The 16,284-nt window shown below is 72.6% G+C and carries 15 protein-coding genes; 8 read left to right on the plus strand and 7 right to left on the minus strand.

The features are described from left to right. Window positions 1–2: 2 nt before the first annotated feature. Window positions 3–107 carry a small membrane protein MtfM gene (gene mtfM / locus ACN263_RS27420; RefSeq protein ID WP_267897534.1) on the minus strand — a complete coding sequence of 35 codons (105 nt, stop codon included), beginning with the start codon at window positions 105–107 and terminating at the stop codon, window positions 3–5. A gap of 12 nt (window positions 108–119) precedes the next feature. On the opposite strand from mtfM, the gene ACN263_RS27425 reads away from it, so the two are divergent. Genes ACN263_RS27425 through ACN263_RS27435 form a run of 3 tightly spaced genes read left to right on the plus strand, consistent with a single transcriptional unit; the run spans window position 120 to window position 2,981 of the window. Then, on the plus strand, window positions 120–494 hold the full coding sequence (locus tag ACN263_RS27425) for a DsrE family protein (protein WP_421473395.1): 375 nt from the start codon (window positions 120–122) through the stop codon (window positions 492–494). A 55-nt stretch (window positions 495–549) separates the two neighbouring features. Then, on the plus strand, window positions 550–930 hold the full coding sequence (locus ACN263_RS27430; RefSeq protein WP_422737129.1) for a hypothetical protein: 381 nt from the start codon (window positions 550–552) through the stop codon (window positions 928–930). Beyond that, complete coding sequence (locus ACN263_RS27435; protein WP_422737130.1) at window positions 927–2,981, plus strand: glycogen debranching N-terminal domain-containing protein; 2,055 nt, start codon at window positions 927–929, stop codon at window positions 2,979–2,981. The genes ACN263_RS27430 and ACN263_RS27435 overlap by 4 nt, the downstream gene beginning before the upstream one ends. A gap of 9 nt (window positions 2,982–2,990) precedes the next feature. On the opposite strand, the gene ACN263_RS27440 is transcribed toward ACN263_RS27435, so the two are convergent. Further along, the gene (locus tag ACN263_RS27440) at window positions 2,991–3,854 is read right to left on the minus strand and encodes a hypothetical protein (RefSeq protein WP_422737131.1); all 864 of its coding nucleotides are present in this window, start codon (window positions 3,852–3,854) and stop codon (window positions 2,991–2,993) included. A gap of 186 nt (window positions 3,855–4,040) precedes the next feature. Between ACN263_RS27440 and ACN263_RS27445 the strand changes: the two genes are divergently transcribed. Continuing rightward, window positions 4,041–8,408: a S8 family serine peptidase gene (locus tag ACN263_RS27445; protein WP_422740843.1), complete on the plus strand. Its 4,368-nt coding sequence runs from the start codon at window positions 4,041–4,043 to the stop codon at window positions 8,406–8,408. Window positions 8,409–8,483: 75 nt separating this feature from the next. Here ACN263_RS27445 and ACN263_RS27450 read toward each other — a convergent pair whose 3' ends face one another. The 5 genes from ACN263_RS27450 to ACN263_RS27470 form a co-directional block, all read right to left on the minus strand. Further along, the gene (locus ACN263_RS27450) at window positions 8,484–8,804 is read right to left on the minus strand and encodes a DUF1416 domain-containing protein (protein ID WP_422737132.1); all 321 of its coding nucleotides are present in this window, start codon (window positions 8,802–8,804) and stop codon (window positions 8,484–8,486) included. A gap of 2 nt (window positions 8,805–8,806) precedes the next feature. Next, window positions 8,807–9,655 (minus strand): sulfurtransferase, encoded by an 849-nt coding sequence (locus tag ACN263_RS27455; protein ID WP_422737133.1) that lies wholly within the window; start codon window positions 9,653–9,655, stop codon window positions 8,807–8,809. Window positions 9,656–9,864: 209 nt separating this feature from the next. Further along, the gene (locus ACN263_RS27460) at window positions 9,865–9,942 is read right to left on the minus strand and encodes an Ms5788A family Cys-rich leader peptide (RefSeq protein WP_310503780.1); all 78 of its coding nucleotides are present in this window, start codon (window positions 9,940–9,942) and stop codon (window positions 9,865–9,867) included. A gap of 106 nt (window positions 9,943–10,048) precedes the next feature. Then, window positions 10,049–10,837: a DUF2993 domain-containing protein gene (locus ACN263_RS27465; protein ID WP_422737134.1), complete on the minus strand. Its 789-nt coding sequence runs from the start codon at window positions 10,835–10,837 to the stop codon at window positions 10,049–10,051. Between the two features lie 103 nt (window positions 10,838–10,940). Then, complete coding sequence (locus tag ACN263_RS27470) at window positions 10,941–11,993, minus strand: hypothetical protein (RefSeq protein WP_422737135.1); 1,053 nt, start codon at window positions 11,991–11,993, stop codon at window positions 10,941–10,943. 241 nt (window positions 11,994–12,234) lie between these two features. On the opposite strand from ACN263_RS27470, the gene ACN263_RS27475 reads away from it, so the two are divergent. From ACN263_RS27475 to pstS, 4 genes are all read left to right on the plus strand, one after another. Beyond that, window positions 12,235–12,954 (plus strand): winged helix-turn-helix transcriptional regulator, encoded by a 720-nt coding sequence (locus ACN263_RS27475; protein ID WP_179781168.1) that lies wholly within the window; start codon window positions 12,235–12,237, stop codon window positions 12,952–12,954. A gap of 136 nt (window positions 12,955–13,090) precedes the next feature. Beyond that, entirely contained in the window at window positions 13,091–13,972 is an 882-nt protein-coding gene (locus tag ACN263_RS27480; RefSeq protein ID WP_422737136.1) for a polysaccharide deacetylase family protein, read from the plus strand. Between the two features lie 63 nt (window positions 13,973–14,035). Continuing rightward, complete coding sequence (gene mshD / locus ACN263_RS27485) at window positions 14,036–14,962, plus strand: mycothiol synthase (protein WP_422737137.1); 927 nt, start codon at window positions 14,036–14,038, stop codon at window positions 14,960–14,962. Between the two features lie 212 nt (window positions 14,963–15,174). Next, complete coding sequence (pstS, locus tag ACN263_RS27490) at window positions 15,175–16,284, plus strand: phosphate ABC transporter substrate-binding protein PstS (protein WP_422737138.1); 1,110 nt, start codon at window positions 15,175–15,177, stop codon at window positions 16,282–16,284.

A 16,284-nucleotide genomic window follows, 5' to 3' on the forward strand; every position in this document is an offset into this window, starting at 1 on the left:
GCTCACCAACGTCCCCTTGAAATCCTTACCGCCAGGTAGACCAAGCCACCGGCGAGTGCGCCCAGTCCGGCGACCAGCAGGCTGACGAACCCGATCTCGGTAACCATCGTGACCATCCTATGCTGGGCCTCATGGCCCGCTCTCTCGTCGTCAAGGTCACCGCCGGGGCGGACGCCCCGGAGCGCTGCGCGCAGGCGTTCACGGTCGCCGCCACGGCGGTCGCGGCCGGCGTGGACGTCTCGCTCTGGCTGACCGGTGAGTCGACCTGGTTCGCGCTGCCCGGCCGCGCCCAGGAATTCGAGCTGCCGCACTCCGCGCCGCTGGCCGAACTGCTGCACGTCGTCCTGACCAGCGGCCAGGTGACCGCCTGCACCCAGTGCGCGGCCCGGCGCGAGATCGGCCCGGAGGACGTACTGCCCGGCGTACGGATCGCGGGCGCCGCGGTCTTCGTCGAGGAGGCGATGACCGAGGGCGCGCAGGCGCTCGTCTACTGACCCCTGGAGTGCCAATACCGACCCGGCAACCCGAGGCGCTGCCTACGATTCGGGAGTGACCGAGGCGACCCAGAGGTTCTTCGAATCCCTGCCGGCGCGGGCACGGACGGTCCTGCGCGGCCCGGTGGCCGGAACCCTTCAGATCGACCTCGGCATCGACCACCAGACCGAGCACTGGCTGGTCCGGATGCGACCCGGAGAGGCACAGGCCACTCGCGAGCGGGGTCCGGCGGACGCCATCTGGTACAGCAGCGCGGCCCTGTTCGACAGGTTGATCGCCGGGGAGTCCCAGGCGCTCGCCGCCCTGCTGCGCAACGAGAGCACCTTCAGCGGTGACGTGAAGCTCTTCCTGGCCTTCCGCCGCTTCTTCCCGGAGCCACCGGGCACCCGGGACCCGCGCGAGGTCGCCCGCGAGGTAGTCGGACGGCGGTCGTGAAGGACCTCGTCAGCATCCTGGACGGCAACACCTTCCTGGTCAGTGACCGTCGGGGGGACATCGAGCCGTCCTTCGACTTCCCGACCGGGCTGTTCTCCTTCGACACCCGCTTCCTGTCGAGCTGGGTGCTCACCCTCGACGGGCAGCGGTTGCACGCCCTCTCCGTGGACGACAGCGAGTCGTACCGGACCACGTTCTTCCTCGCGCCCGGCGAACCCACCCACTACCTGGACGCCAAGGCCTCGATGATCCGCAGTCGGGAGATCGGCAGCGGCTTCGACGAGGAACTGACCGTCCTCAACCACTCCGGCGACGCGGCCGAGTTCACCGTCCGAATCGAGATGGGCAGCGACTTCGCCGACCTGTTCGAGATCAAACACGCCCAACAGAAGGTGGGCCGCACGACGATCGAGGAGGCCGACGGCGCGCTGCGCCTGACGTACCGGCGGGAGGCCTTCCACCGGGAGACGCTCATCCGCTCGTCGGTGCCGGCGCAGGTCGACGCCGCCGGGATGACGTTCCGGGTCCGGATCGACCGCAACGGCGAGTGGCGGACCCGGATACAGGTTTCCACCACCGTCTTCGGTGCGCGGGGCGAGGACATCCGGGCCACCCTGCCGTACGCGGGTGGACGCGGCGGGGACGCCATCCGGGCCGAACACCGGAGGCTGATCGACCGTGCGCCGAAGCTCGGCTGTGACTGCGAGCCGCTGGCCGGGGCGTACCATCGCAGCCTCAACGACCTGGCCGCGCTGCGCTACGAGTCGATCGCCCTGGGCGTACGGCTGATCGCCGCCGGGCTGCCGTGGTTCATGACCCTCTTCGGTCGGGACAGCATCATCACCTCGTTGCAGGTGCTGCCGTTCCTGCCGGAACTGGTCCCGCCGACCGTCCAGATGCTGGGTGGCCTTCAGGGACACCGGGTGGACGACTTCCGGGACGAGGAACCCGGCAAGATCCTCCACGAACTGCGGTACGGCGAGACCGCCGGCTTCGAGGAGCAGCCCCACTCGCCGTACTACGGTTCGGCCGACTCGACACCGCTGTTCGTCATCCTGGTCGACGAGTACGAGCGCTGGACCGGTGACACCGCACTGGTCCAGCAGTTGGAGCCGCAGGTCCGCGCCGCGTTGGACTGGATCGACAGCTACGGCGACCTGCTCGGCACCGGCTATCTCTGGTACCGCACCCGCAACCCGGAGACCGGCTTGGAGAACCAGTGCTGGAAGGACTCCTGGGACGGCATCTCGTACGCCGACGGCCGGATCCCCGGCTTCCCCCGGGCCACCTGCGAGTTGCAGGGCTACGCGTACGACGCGAAGGTCCGTGCCGCCCGGCTGGCCCGCCAGGTATGGAACGACCCGGCGTACGCCGACCGGCTGGAACGGGAGGCCTCGGAGCTCAAGCAGCGGTTCAACCGCGACTTCTGGATCGCCGACCGCGAGTACTACGCGCTGGCCCTGGACGCCGACGGTCAGCAGGTCGACGCGCTGACGTCGAACATCGGGCACCTGCTCTGGAGCGGGATCGTGGACGAGCCGCGGGCCGGCAAGGTGGTCGAACACCTGCTCGGGCCGCGGCTCTTCTCCGGCTGGGGGGTACGGACCCTGGCCGAGGGCGAGGGCCGGTACAACCCGATCGGCTACCACGTCGGCACCGTCTGGCCGTTCGACAACTCGATCATCGCCTGGGGGCTGGGCCGGTACGGCTACCGGGACGAGGCCGGGACGCTCTGCGAAGCCATGCTGGCCGCGTCCACGTACTTCGGCGGGCGGCTGCCGGAGGCGTTCGCCGGCTACGCCCGCAGCCGCACCGGCTACCCGGTGGAGTACCCCACCGCGTGCAGCCCGCAGGCCTGGTCGAGCGGTACCCCGCTGCTGTTGCTGCGGGTGATGCTCGGGCTGGAACCGCAGGGCGAGCACCTGATCATCGATCCGGCCGTGCCGCCGGGCATGGGCCGGGTGGAACTGCTGGACATCCCCGGCCGCTGGGGCCACGTCGACGCGCTGGGGCGCAGCCGCGAGGCCGACGGTCGCGGAACGGACGGCTGACCCGCCGACTCAGCCGGGGCAGCCCACGGTGGCGGCCACCCGTGCGGCGTCCGGGCCGAGTTCGGCGAGCACGGTGACGTTCCCGGTGCGGTACGCGTACACCGGGGGGTTGTCCAGCAGTGGTGCGCCGCCGGCCAGCGCGGCGAGCGCGCTGGTCTCGGCCGCGGCTGCGGGACCGGCGGCGGACCGTGCGGTACGGGCCAGCGTGCCGTCCGGACACGGCGCGGTGACCAGCTCCGGCACGTCACCGGTCGGCCGGCCCAACGCCGTCAGGGCAGCCGTGAGGGCCGCCGCCTCCGGGCCGGCGACGGCGGCCGGCGTCGGGTCCTGACCGGCGCCCGGCGGCCGACAGCCGGTGTCGACGGTCAACCGCAGCCGGCCGTCCCCGGTCGCCCGCCCGGCGACGGCGACGAACTCCCCGGCGTCGGCGCGCAGCTCCGGACCGTCCAGACCGGTACCGACCCCGGCCCGCCAGCTCGCCGGCAGCCGGTCGGCGATGCCGGTCAGTACCGCCCGCTCGGTGCCGGCGGACGCCAACACACCGACCTCGCGACGCAACCTCGCGCCCTCGGCGAGCGGGGTGACCCGGCAACCCGCGCTGACCCGCGCCGGTCCCAGCTCCAGCAGCCCGGCCGGGCCGGCGGCCCGGGCCAGCTCGCCGACCGCCCGGTCGACCACCGGGGCGGAGTCGGCCAGGGTGCGCTGCTCGCGGACGGTCGGCGGATCGTCGCGGACCGACAACCAGGTGAGCCCGGCCAGCAACAGAGCCCACAACACGGTCGCGACCAGCAGCCAGCGCCGCCCACGCCGGGCCGGCGCCGGCGGGGCGGGATCGCTCGACGAGGGCCAACCCGTCTGGACAGCACCGCTCACCCGGCCATGGTGTCACGGGCCGTCCGGCCCGCCGCACGGCAGTCGTCGACGGTCCGGCCGCCCGCCTTTCGACCGGAATAACGCCAGGTCAGCGGCCGATCGTTAGGTATTGAGCACCGTCCGAGCAGGTCCCGAACCCAGCGGGACCCCACATGGGGAGGAACAGTGCTCCAACCACCACCGAAGATGAGATCCGTCCGCTGGCGAGCAGCCCTGGCGTGCGGCGCGGCCCTGCTGGCCCTCACCGCCCAGCCCGCCGTCGCCGCCCGACCCGCGCCCACGCCCACGCCCACGCCCGCCCGCGTCGACCAACTGCTGCTCCGCCAACTCGGCGCCACCGGCAGCGGCAGTTTCCTCGTCTACCTGCGCAGCACCGCGCCGGTGGCGCGGAGCGCGAAGCTGCGGGACCCGGACGACCGGGCCCGCGAGGTGCACCGGCTGCTCACCACCACCGCCACCCGCACCCAGCGGGGTCTGCGCGCGTTGCTCAAGACCCGCAAGGCGCCACACACCGCGTACTGGATCGCCAACGCGGTACGCGTCACCGGGAATCGCGCACTGCTCGACGAGATCGCCAAGCGGCCCGAGGTGGCGCGGATCGAGCCCAGCCGCAGCTACCCCCTGCTGCGGCCGACCCCGGCGACCGGCAGCCGCGCGGAGGCGAACGGCCCGGAGTGGGGGCTCACCAACATCAACGCCCCGCAGGTGTGGAACGAACTCGGCGACCGGGGCGACGGCGTGGTCGTCGCCACCATCGACAGCGGCGCCCAGTACGACCACCCGGCGCTGGTCCGCGCGTACCGCGGCAACCTCGGTGGGGGCACCTTCGACCACAACCACAACTGGTACGACCCGGCCGGCGTCTGCCCGAGCGCCGCGCCCTGCGACAACGCCGGCCACGGCACGCACACCATGGGCACGATGGTCGGCGACGACGGCGCGGGCAACCAGATCGGCGTCGCCCCCGGCGCGAAGTGGATCGCCGCGAAGGGCTGCGAGACCGACTCCTGCACCGACGCCTCGCTGCTCGCCGCCGGCCAGTGGGTGCTGGCACCGACCGACCTGAACGGGCGGAACCCCCGCCCCGACCTGCGCCCCGACGTGGTCAACAACTCGTGGGGCGGTGCCGGCGGCGACCCCTGGTTCGAGCAGACCATCGCGGCCTGGCGGGCGGCCGGCATCTTCGGCGTCTTCTCCGCCGGCAACGACGGTCCGGCCTGCGGCAGCGCCGGCTCCCCCGGGGACAGCGCCAACGCGTACGCCGTCGGCTCGTACGACGCGCAGAACGCCATCTCCGACTTCTCCGGGCGGGGCGCCGGTACCGACGCGCGGTCGTACAAGCCGAACGTGGCCGCGCCGGGCGGCAACGTGCGCTCCAGCGTTCCCGGCGACTCGTACGCCGCCTACGACGGCACCTCGATGGCCGCACCGCACGTCTCCGGCACGGTGGCGCTGCTCTGGTCGGCCGCACCGACCCTCAAGGGCGATGTCGCCGCCACCGAGGAACTGTTGGACCGCACCGCCCGCGACGTCGACGCCACCGCCTGCGGAGGCACCGCCGCCGACAACAACGTCTTCGGCGAGGGCCGACTGGACGCGTACGCGGCGGTGCGGGCCGCGCCGCGCGGCGCCGTCGGACGGGTCACCGGCACCGTCACCACGGCCGACGGCGGGGACCCGATCGCCGGCGCGACCGTCGGCGACGGCACCCGCAGCGTCACCACCGGCGCGGACGGCCGGTACGCGCTCACCGTGCCGGTCGGCGCGGCGACGATCGGCGTCAGCGCCTACGGGTACGCCGGGCAGAGCGCCACCGTCACCGTCACCGAGAGCGGGACGGTCACCCGCGACTTCGCCCTGACGGCCAACCCGACGGTCACCGTGGCCGGCCGGATCACCGACGGATCGGGGCACGGCTGGCCGCTCTACGCCCGGATCGAGGTCGCCGGTCGTCCCGGCGCACCGGTGTTCACCGACCCGGCCACCGGTCGGTACTCGTTCACCGTGCCGGGCAACGCGACGTACCGGCTCACCGCCACCGCCCGCTACCCCGGCTACCGGACGGTCACCCGGGACGTGGTCACCGCCGGTGACCCGGTGACGGCCGACGTCGCCGTACCGGTCGAGACCTCGTGCACGGCGGCCGGCTACACCGGCAGCTTCGGCACACCCCTGCTGACCGAAAGCTTCGACAGCGGCGCGACACCGGACGGCTGGTCGGTGCGGAACCACACCGATGACGGCGGCTGGACCTTCACCGACGTGGCCGAACGGGGCAACCTCACCGGCGGCAGCGGCGCCTTCGCCATCGCCGACAGCGACCGCCTCGGCTCCGGCCGGACCCAGGACACCGACCTGGTGAGCCCGACCGTCGACCTGCGCGGCACGCCCGCGCCGGTGCTGCGCTTCCACAGCGACTGGCGGGCGGTCGGCGTGAGCGACACCGCCGACGTGGACGTCTCCACCGACGGCGGTACCACCTGGACCACCGTCTGGCACCAGACCACCAGCCGGCGCGGACCGGTCGTCGAGGAGGTGCCACTCGACCCGGCGACCGGGGCCGCCGCGGTACTGATCAGGTTCCGCTTCCACGGCAGCTTCGCCTGGTGGTGGCAGGTGGACGACGTGCAGGTGGTCAATCGCGACTGTGTGCCCGCCCCGGGCGGCCTGGTGGTCGGGGTGACCACCGACCGCAACACCGACACGCCGCTCGACGGGGTCACCGTGGCCGGCGTCGACCGCCCGCAGGACCGTGGCAGGTCAGCGCCGACACCGGACGACCCGAACCAGCCGGACGGCTTCTACTGGCTCTTCTCCGGGGTGACCGGGACGCGCCGATTCACCGCCGGCCGCCCGCCGTACCAGGTGGCCACCGAGACGACGACGGTGCCGGCCGACGGCGTCCGTCGCCTCGACGTCGCGCTGGCCGCCGGCCGGCTCACCGTCACACCGGCGACCGTGGAGTCGTACCAGCCGTACGCCAGCACCCGGACCGCGAAGCTGACGGTCCGCAACACCGGAACCGCGCCGGCCGCCGTCCACCTGGTGGAGCGCAACGGGCGGTTCGACCTGCTGTCCCGGGCGGGAGCGCCGCTACGGGAGCAGCGCACGAAGGGGATCAGCAAGGCCCGCACCGGCACCGCGTACGACGGGACTCGGACCGGGACCGCGCCCCGGACGTCTGATGCCTGGACCGGTGTCGCCGACCTTCCGGCGGCGGTCTACGACAACGCGGCGGCCACCCTCGACGGCAAGGTCTACTCCGTCGGTGGCGGTGGCGGCAGCGGCCAGGAGCGTAAGGCCTGGCGCTACGACCCCGACACGGACACCTGGGAGGCGCTGCCCGATATGCCGAGCGCCCGCGCCAAGCCGGTCGCGGCCGCCGTCGGCGGCAAGCTGTACGTCCTCGGTGGCTGGGGCGCCGACGACAGCACCGTCGCCTCGGCGGACGTGTTCGACCCGGCCACGGACACCTGGAGCACGCTGGCTCCAGCGGTCAACCCGTTCCCAGTGGCGGCGGCCGGCGGAGCGGTCACCGGTGGCAAGGTCTACCTGGTCGGTGGCTGCCGGGACAACGACTGCACCGAGTCGGATCAGCTCGTCATCCTCGACCCGACGACGGGCACGTTCCACACCGGAGCGGCGTACCCGCACCCCGTGGCCTGGCTGTCCTGCGGCGGGATCGGCGGCGCGGTCTACTGCGCCGGTGGCACCGGCGACGCCGACTACACCGACGCCTACCGGTACGACCCCACGACGGACGCCTGGCACCGCCTGCCCGACCTGCCGGTGGACCTCTGGGGCGCCCAGTACGCGGCGGCCGGTGACCTCCTGGTCCTGGCCGGTGGGGTCACGGCGGCGTCCACCACGGTGACCAACCGGACCATCGCGTACGACCCGGTGGCGGGGAGCTGGCGTGACCTGCCCAACGTCCAGTCCGGTCGGTACCGGGGCGCGGCCGCCTGCGGCGCGTACCGGATCGGCGGATCGCCGTCCCCCTTCGTCGGCTCACCGGACGTCGAACGACTCAGCGGCCTGGAGTTGTGCGCCGGCGAGGCGGACCTGCCCTGGCTCACCACCGAACCGGGCACGTTCACCCTGGCGCCGGGCGCCTACCGAAAGGTAACCGTCAAGATGCGGGCCACGGCCGCCGCCGGGGTGGCCCAGCCGGGCACCTACTCCGGCGAGTTGGGAATCGCGTCCGACACGCCGTACCGGGTTCCGGCGGTGCCGCTGCGGATGACCGTGTCGCCGCCAGCGAACTGGGGCAGGATCCAGGGCACGGTCACCGGGGTCACCTGCGCCGGGGCCACCGTCGCGGTCGCGGCGACGGTCCGGGTGAACAGGGTGGGTACGGCGACCGGCTGGACCCTGACCGCGAACGCCCAGGGCCGGTACGTCTGGTGGCTGCCGACGGGTCGCTACGAGGTGATCGTCGCCAGGGACGGGTGGACACCGCAGACCCACCGCACACGCGTCCGGGCCGGCCTGGTCGACACCGTCGACGTCGTCCTCGACCCGGTCTCGTCCTGCACGAGAGCCACCGGCATCTGACCGCACCCGCGATGACGACGACCGGGGCCGGCCACCCGCAGAGGGTGACCGGCCCCGGTCGATCAGAGCGGTGGGTCAGGCGACGGTGACCGTCACCTCGTTGATGCCCCGGCCGGCGGTGACGGCGGTGTCGCCGTTCCCGTGCCGGGAGAGCGCCCGCAGCGTCCAGGAGCCCGGCGCGGCGAAGAACCGGAACTGGCCGGCGGCCGAGGTGACCACCTCGGCGGTGAACTCACCGGTCGAGTCGAGCAGCCGGACGTACGCGCCGGGCACGACCTCGTCCGCCGCCGAGCGGACGATGCCGGTGATGACGGTTTCCTTCTCGAGGTCCAGGCTGGCCGGCAGGGGCGCGGCCTGGTCGGGCGCGGCGCAGCCCGCAGCGGTGGGAGCGGTCATCGTCAGGCCTCCCCTGGCTCGTCGCCGAGCGCGACCGGCACGCCGACCAGCGAGCCGTACTCGGTCCAGGAGCCGTCGTAGTTCTTGACGTTGCGGTGACCGAGCAGCTCCTGGAGCACGAACCAGGTGTGCGAGGAACGCTCGCCGATCCGGCAGTACGCGATGGTCTCCTTGCTGTCGTCCAGCCCCGCGTCGCCGTAGATCTTGCGCAGCTCGTCGTCGGACCGGAAGGTGCCGTCCTCATTGGCCGCCTTGGACCACGGGACGCTGATCGCGGTCGGGATGTGACCGGCCCGCTGCGCCTGCTCCTGGGGGAGGTGGGCGGGGGCGAGCAGCCGGCCGGCGAACTCGTCGGGGCTGCGCACGTCGACCAGGTTCTTGGTGCCGATCGCGGCGACCACCTCGTCGCGGAAGGCCCGGATGGAGGTGTCCGGCTCCTGCGCGACGTACTGGGTCGCCGGGCGGGTCGTCGTCTCGGTGACGAGCGGCCGGGCGTCCAGCTCCCACTTCTTGCGACCGCCGTCGAGCAGCTTGACGTCGCGGTGGCCGTAGAGCTTGAAGTACCAGTAGGCGTACGCCGCGAACCAGTTGTTGTTGCCGCCGTACAGGATCACGGTGTCGTCGTTGCTGATGCCCCGCTCGGACAGCAGCGCCTCGAACTGGGTCTTGTTGACGAAGTCCCGGCGGACCTGGTCCTGGAGGTCGGTCTTCCAGTCGATCTTGATGGCGCCGGCGATGTGGCCGGTCTCGAAGGCCGAGGTGTCCTCGTCGACCTCGACGAAGACGACGCCCGGGGCGTCGAGGTTCTTCTCGGCCCACTCGGCCGAGACGAGTGCGGTGTCGCGACTCATCGAATCACTCCCTGGTGAGGATGGATGGTGAGCCAACGCGCGAATATCGATGGGTTGAACTGTCGCACCGCGCGCGGGACCCAGTGGAAGGACGGGATCACGGGTTCGTGCGACGGCGCCGCTGCCGGGCGTTCGGTGGGATCACCGGAAAGGGTCGGAGACCCTGCGTGCCGGTGGCCGCCGTCAGGCGGCCGAAAACAGCCCCGCCGTCAGATGACAGGGCGACACAGGCAGGTGGCCACGCGGCACAGGTCGACCGCGCGCCGTTTGGTGAGGTGGGTCCCCATGGTCACGGAGCCTACCAGTCAGTGAACGGGCTGCCACCGTACCGACCACCATCCGGGAATCGTCCGGCTGCGGGCCGGTCTGCCGTCCCACCGGCGGCCGGACGGGTCAGCTGACCGAATTGATCGGTACGTTCTTCGCGTCGGCGGTGACCGCCAACCCTTCGGGCAACGGCTGGACCTTGCGGACCGCGAGCTGGAACGGCAGGTCGGGCAGCGGCACGTCGATGGAGATGCCCTTGGCGTAGTTGTTGAGGATCGTGCGGGCCAGCGGCAGGTTCGGCAGCCCGGCGGCGTCCAGGTTGTTGAAGCGCAGGGCCACCGCGCCACTCTTGGCGACGGTGACGTCGGCGGTGCCGGCGACGGTGAACTTCTGGCCGAGGATGTCGACCGGAGCGCTGACGGCCAGCTTGCCGCCCTGCTCGCCGAGCGTGAGGCCGGGCCGGTTCAGCAGCGCGGCGAGGCTCTCGTAGCTGATCGTGCCGGTGCCGTCGACGGTGTCGGCCACGACGTCGCCCTGCCCGGACCGCAGCGTGTCCAGCGACGCCCGCACGTTGCGGGCGTCGACGTCCAGCACCGGCAGCCGTACGGCGTCACCCTCGACCGAGGCCTGCACGTCCCGCAGCGAGATGGAGATCCGCTCGTACCGCCCGTCGAGCACCTGGGTCAGGAACGGAACCCCACCGACCTCGACGTCGGGCGCCGCGGACTGCGCGCCCTGCTTGCTGATCTCCTGGCTGACCCGTTCGGCGATCAGCCGCTCGGCCACCCCGACCGCCACCCGGTCGGCGACCACCAGCAGTCCCACCACCACGAGGAGCAGGACGACAAGCCCGATGAGCAGCTTGCGCCCGCGCCGTCGGGGCCGGGCCTCGCCGACCGGATACTCCTGGGCCACGCCGCCTCCTGTCTCCGTCCGCCGCGACACGGCGGATCGTCCGAACCGGTGCCGCAGCGCGGCGCACCGTAGGTACCCGAGGGGCACCGACCTCAACCGTGGCTCAGAGGAAGAGCATGCACATGGCGTACGCGGCCGGCGCGGCCAGGGCGAACCCGCCGAGCGGCCCCTGCATGTGCCGGGCGACCCACATGGTGGGCGGCTCGCCGGCCATCAGGCGGCCCGCCTCCGCGTACCCCACGGCGAGGTCGGTCAGCACGGCGGCGACGGCCGCGACCAGGCCGATCACCGCGGCCCTGGTCGGCGTGAAGGGTGCCACCAGATAGCCGCCGAGCAGCGCGCTGCCCAGCGTGCCCACCATCGCGCCGCCGACGACGCCGGCCGCGCCCCGGGGCACCTGCGGGGCCAGCCGAGGCCACGGCAGCACCGCGTCGGTGAGCCGGGCGACGGTGAGCGCGACGCCGCTCGCGGTCAGGCAGACGGTGATCGCCTGCGTGCCGGCGGGGATGCGACTGAGCACGATCAGGGTGCCGAAGGCCACCACACCGACCACGATGAGCAGGGTGGCGCCGAGGGAGTCGGTGACCCGGACCCGGTCGACGCGGCGGATCAGTTGGCCGAGCACCGCGGCGAGGAAGCCGCCGACGGCCAGATAGCCCAGCGGCGCCAGGCCGGCGATGTCGCTCCGTACGGCGGCGATGTCGGCGGCCGCGGCCACGGCGGCGCTGATCCCGCCGACCAGCAGCAACGCCGGTGGGCGCATGGCCATCGTCCAGGCGAGCACGAACAGCAGTTGGACGCCGAAGACGATGACGGCGAACGGCAGCCGGTGGCCCGGGCCCGACGTCTGCGCGCCGAGCACCAGTCCCACGCCGAGCAGCGCGGCGAAGCCGGCGATGGTCAGCGCCAGCGGGCGGTGCACCTCGACCGGGGGGACGACCTCCTCCTCCGGCTCGTCGACCTCGTCCTCGGCACGACGGGCCGGCTCGCCGGCACGGCGGGCCCGGCGCGGCCCACGTTCACGGCGCTCGCCCTCGGCGACAGCCGGTCCGGTGCGCGGCGCGGGCGGGTGGCCACGGGTCGGAGCGGCCGGACCCGGGCGGGGGCCGTCGGACCACGAATCGCGGCCGGCGTCGGGCGAGGTGGAGGGAAACACGCCCCGATCGTGCCAGATCGACCGGCCGGTGCGGCGGTCACGGGTTTCAGCAACGTTAAAACCTGTGCCACGATCAGGGGCAAGCTAGACAAACGGGAAATGGCCTGACGGTGCAGCCGAGGCGATCGGTTACGCTCAACGCGTTACCCGCCCGTCAGCGACGCCGGGACCACGCAATTTCTCAGCGCACTCCCTCACGAGTGTGTCTGGTCGCGTGCGGCGATGCGCCGCCGGGACGGAGGTGATCGTGGAGATCCTGCTGCTGGTGACCGCGCGTGCAGGCGAACCGTCGGCTGTGCTGCCGGCGCTCGACCTGCTGCCACACTCGGTGCGCACCGCGCCGCGTGATGTCCGCACCCTGGTCGCCGGGCCCAGCCCGGACGCGGTGCTGGTGGACGCCCGGTCGGAGTTGAGCGAGGCCCGGGCGACCTGCCGGATGCTGCACGCCACCGGGCTCGGGGTGCCGCTGGTCGCGGTCGTCACCGAGGCCGGCCTGATCGCGCTGAACGCGGACTGGGGCGTCGACGACGTCATCCTCGCCTCGGCCGGTCCCGCCGAGGTCGAGGCCCGGCTGCGGCTCGCGGTCGGCCGCCTGAGCAACGCGACCGCCGGCGCCGGCGGCTCGATCCGGGCGGGGGAACTCACCATCGACCCGGACACGTACGCGGCCAAGCTGAAGGGTCGCCCGCTCGACCTCACCTACAAGGAGTTCGAGCTGCTGAAGTTCCTGGCCCAGCACCCGGGCCGGGTGTTCACCCGCGACCAACTGCTGCGCGAGGTCTGGGGGTACGACTACTTCGGCGGCACCCGGACGGTGGACGTGCACGTCCGGCGGCTGCGCGCGAAGCTCGGCTCGGAGTACGAGTCGATGATCGGCACGGTCCGCCAGGTGGGTTACAAGTTCGTCGTACCGCCGTCGCGTTCCCTGCCCGAGGCGGAGCACGCGCCGCTGCCCGTCTAGCTCCGGCCCGATTCCCCATATGCCCCTTTTGTGCAGCTCGTCGGTCCTATTCTGACTGCCGGGTTTGTCGCAAAAGGGGGTCAAGGGTGCGCGCAGACAGCACGGGGGCGACGGGCCGGCGGCTCCGGCCGACCGGGTGGAAGCCGTGAGGCGGGTCAACTCGACCGCCCGCGCGGCCGGGATCGTGACAGTGGTATTGGCAGCGCTACTCGGCTCCGCGTACGTGCTGGGCCGCAGCCTCGTCCCGGACCAGACCCGGCCGCACGCCACCGGCGTCACCACGGACGCCACCGGGCCCCACTACGCCGACCAGCCTCCCGAGCAGCCGTCGAGCGAGCACCCGAGCACCAGCCAGAGCGCCGCCGGGCCGGCCGAGGCCGGTCAGGACGGCACCGGCCGGGACGCCGGTGGCGACAAGCTGTTCGGCGCCCACACCGACACCGGCACCGCCCGACTCGCGCTGACCTTCGACGACGGCCCGGACCCGCGCTACACCCCCCAGGTCCTCGCGATGCTGCGCGAGTACGACGTCAAGGCCACGTTCTGCGTGGTGGGCGAGAACGCCCAGGACCACCCCGACCTGATCCAGGCGATCGTCGCGGACGGCCACACGCTCTGCAACCACTCCTGGCACCACGACGTCTCCCTGGGCAACCGGTCCGCCGATCAGATCCGCACCGATCTGGTACGCACCAACCAGGCCATCCGGGCGGCGGTGCCGGACGTACCGATCGTCTGGTACCGCCAACCCGGCGGCGCCTGGACCTACCCGGTGGTGTCGGTGTCCCGGCAACTCGGCATGACCCCGCTGCACTGGTCGGTGGACCCGTCGGACTGGCAGGCGCCCGGCGCCAACAAGATCGCCTCGACGGTGCTCACGCAGGCGCAACCCGGGGCGGTCGTGCTCATGCACGACGCCGGGGGCGACCGGCAGGGCACAGTCGACGCGTTGCGCCGGATCCTGCCCGAACTCAGCGCGCGCTACGAGTTGGAGGCGCTGCCCACCGACCCGACGTGACCCGGGCCCGCCACCTCGGGCGACCGTCGGGGACGCGGACGGCGCAGCGGCTACGGTGACGGGATGAGCAGCGCGGAGCCGACCAGCGACCAGGTGACCCGGACCGACCGACTGGCCCCCACGGAGATCGCCGGGGTGCTGGCCCTGGCTCGGACCGCGGGCGACACCGACGGCGCGGACCCGCTGGACGAGCACACCCTGCTCCGCCTGCGCGACCCGGACGCCGCGGCCGTACACCTGCTGGCCCGCGCCGACGACGGCACCCTGACCGGGTACGCGCACCTGGACACCACCGACCCGGGGGACGGGATCGGGGTGGAGTTGGTGGTGCACCCGGCGTACCGGCGGCGGGGCACCGGCCGGGCGCTGGCCCGGGGGGTGCTCGCCTCGGCGACCGGACCGCTGCGGGCGTGGGCGCACGGCGACCACCCGTCGGCGGCGGCGCTCGCCGTGGACCTGGGGTTCGCCCGGGCGCGGGTGCTCTGGCAGCTGCGTCGACCGTTGGCCGCCCCACTGGGCGAGCCGCGCCTGCCCGACGGGGTGGCGCTGCGGGCGTTCCGGCCGGGGGCGGACGACGCCGCGTGGCTGGCACTGAACGCGCGGGCCTTCGCCGAACACCCCGAGCAGGGCCGGTGGACCGAGGACGACCTGCGGGTACGACTCGCCGAGCCGTGGTTCGACCCGGCCGGCTTCCTGCTCGCCGAGGAGACCTCGACCGGTCGGCTGCTCGGCTTCCACTGGACGAAGGTGCACGAGCGGCCCGGGTCGGCCCGGATCGGCGAGGTGTACGTGGTCGGGGTCGAGCCGACCGCGCACGGCGGCGGCCTGGGCCGGGCGCTGACCACGGCAGGGCTCGCGTACCTGCGGGACCGGCGGGACCTGGACCGGGTGATGCTCTACGTCGACGACTCGAACACCGGGGCGGTCGCGCTGTACGAGCGTCTCGGCTTCGCCCGGTGGTCCGCGCACATCAACTACCACCTCGGCTGAGCGGAACGGGCACTGAAGTGCCCCGGTTCACTTAACGGACAACTCACCCTCAGCGAGCGGTCACCTCAGCGGCCGTACGTGTTCACCTCGCGTTCACTTGCGACCGGCGAACCGGCTACCTGGCACTTCTAACTTTCGTGTCAGCCGGTCAGTGCCGGTCCTCGGGCCCCGGGATCGGGGCGCCAAGTCAGACGCGAAGGGAAACCCCTCAGGTGAAGCTCCAGCGGTACGGCACTATTGCCTGCCTCGCTCTTGCCGCGACGCTCGGCCTCAGTGCATGCGGCTCGGACAACAACGAGCCCACTTCCGGCGCCAGCGCCTCGGGCTCCGCCGCCGCGGTCGACTGCGGTACCGGCACGGTCAACGCCCAGGGCTCGTCGGCCCAGAAGAACGCCATGGCCGAGTGGATCAAGGCGTACCAGCAGAAGTGTGCTGGCACGACCATCAACTACGAGGCTTCCGGCTCGGGCGCCGGCATCCAGGCGTTCATCGCCGGGACCGCCGACTTCGCCGGCTCCGACTCGGCGCTCAAGCCGGAGGAGCAGCCGCAGGCCGACGCCAAGTGCTCCGGCGGCAAGGCCCTCAACCTGCCCATGGTGATCGGCCCGGTCGCGGTCGTATACAACGCCGGCAGCGACGTGAAGGACCTCCAGTTCAAGCCGGCCACCCTGGCGAAGATCTTCGCCGGCAAGGTCACCAAGTGGGACGACCCGGCGATCAAGGCGGACAACCCGGACGCCAAGCTGCCGTCCGCCGCCATCCAGACCGTCCACCGCTCGGACGAGTCGGGCACCACCGACAACTTCACCAAGTACCTGTCGAAGACCGCCGAGTCGGACTGGACCTTCAGCAACGCCAAGGCGTGGAAGGCCCCGGGTGGTATCGGCGCCGCCAAGTCCGACGGTGTGGCCAGCAAGGTCAAGAGCACGGTCGGCACGATCAGCTACGTCGAGTGGTCGTACGCCGAGAACTCCAGCCTGAACATGGCCAAGGTGCAGAACGGCGCCGGCGAGTGGGCCGCGCTGACCGCTGAGTCGGCCGGCAAGACCATCGCCGGGGCGAAGATCGAGGGCCAGGGCGACGACCTCAAGCTGTCGATCGACTACAACACCAAGGAGGCCGGGGCCTACCCGATCGTCCTGGCGACGTACGAGGTCGTCTGCAGCAAGGGCCTCGCGGCCGACAAGCTCAAGCTGGTCAAGGGTCTGCTGGGCCACGCCGCCAGCGCCGAGGGCCAGAACTCCCTGACCGACCTGGGCTACGCCCCGCTGCCGGAGACGGTCCGCACCAAGGTCGAGACCGCGGTCAAGAACCTCTCCTGA

This window comes from Micromonospora sp. WMMD729 (assembly GCF_049315225.1).
Classification (GTDB): domain Bacteria; phylum Actinomycetota; class Actinomycetes; order Mycobacteriales; family Micromonosporaceae; genus Micromonospora.

Excerpts from the sequence above, each read along its gene's own strand:
- ACN263_RS27445 (WP_422740843.1), top strand. The coding sequence starts at position 4,041 with ATGAGATCCGTCCGCTGGCGAGCAGCCCTGGCGTGCGGCGCGGCCCTG.
- mshD (WP_422737137.1), top strand. The coding sequence starts at position 14,036 with ATGAGCAGCGCGGAGCCGACCAGCGACCAGGTGACCCGGACCGACCGA.
- mtfM (WP_267897534.1), bottom strand. The coding sequence starts at position 107 with ATGGTTACCGAGATCGGGTTCGTCAGCCTGCTGGTCGCCGGACTGGGC.
- ACN263_RS27425 (WP_421473395.1), top strand. The coding sequence starts at position 120 with ATGCTGGGCCTCATGGCCCGCTCTCTCGTCGTCAAGGTCACCGCCGGG.
- ACN263_RS27460 (WP_310503780.1), bottom strand. The coding sequence starts at position 9,942 with ATGGGGACCCACCTCACCAAACGGCGCGCGGTCGACCTGTGCCGCGTG.
- ACN263_RS27455 (WP_422737133.1), bottom strand. The coding sequence starts at position 9,655 with ATGAGTCGCGACACCGCACTCGTCTCGGCCGAGTGGGCCGAGAAGAAC.
- ACN263_RS27450 (WP_422737132.1), bottom strand. The coding sequence starts at position 8,804 with ATGACCGCTCCCACCGCTGCGGGCTGCGCCGCGCCCGACCAGGCCGCG.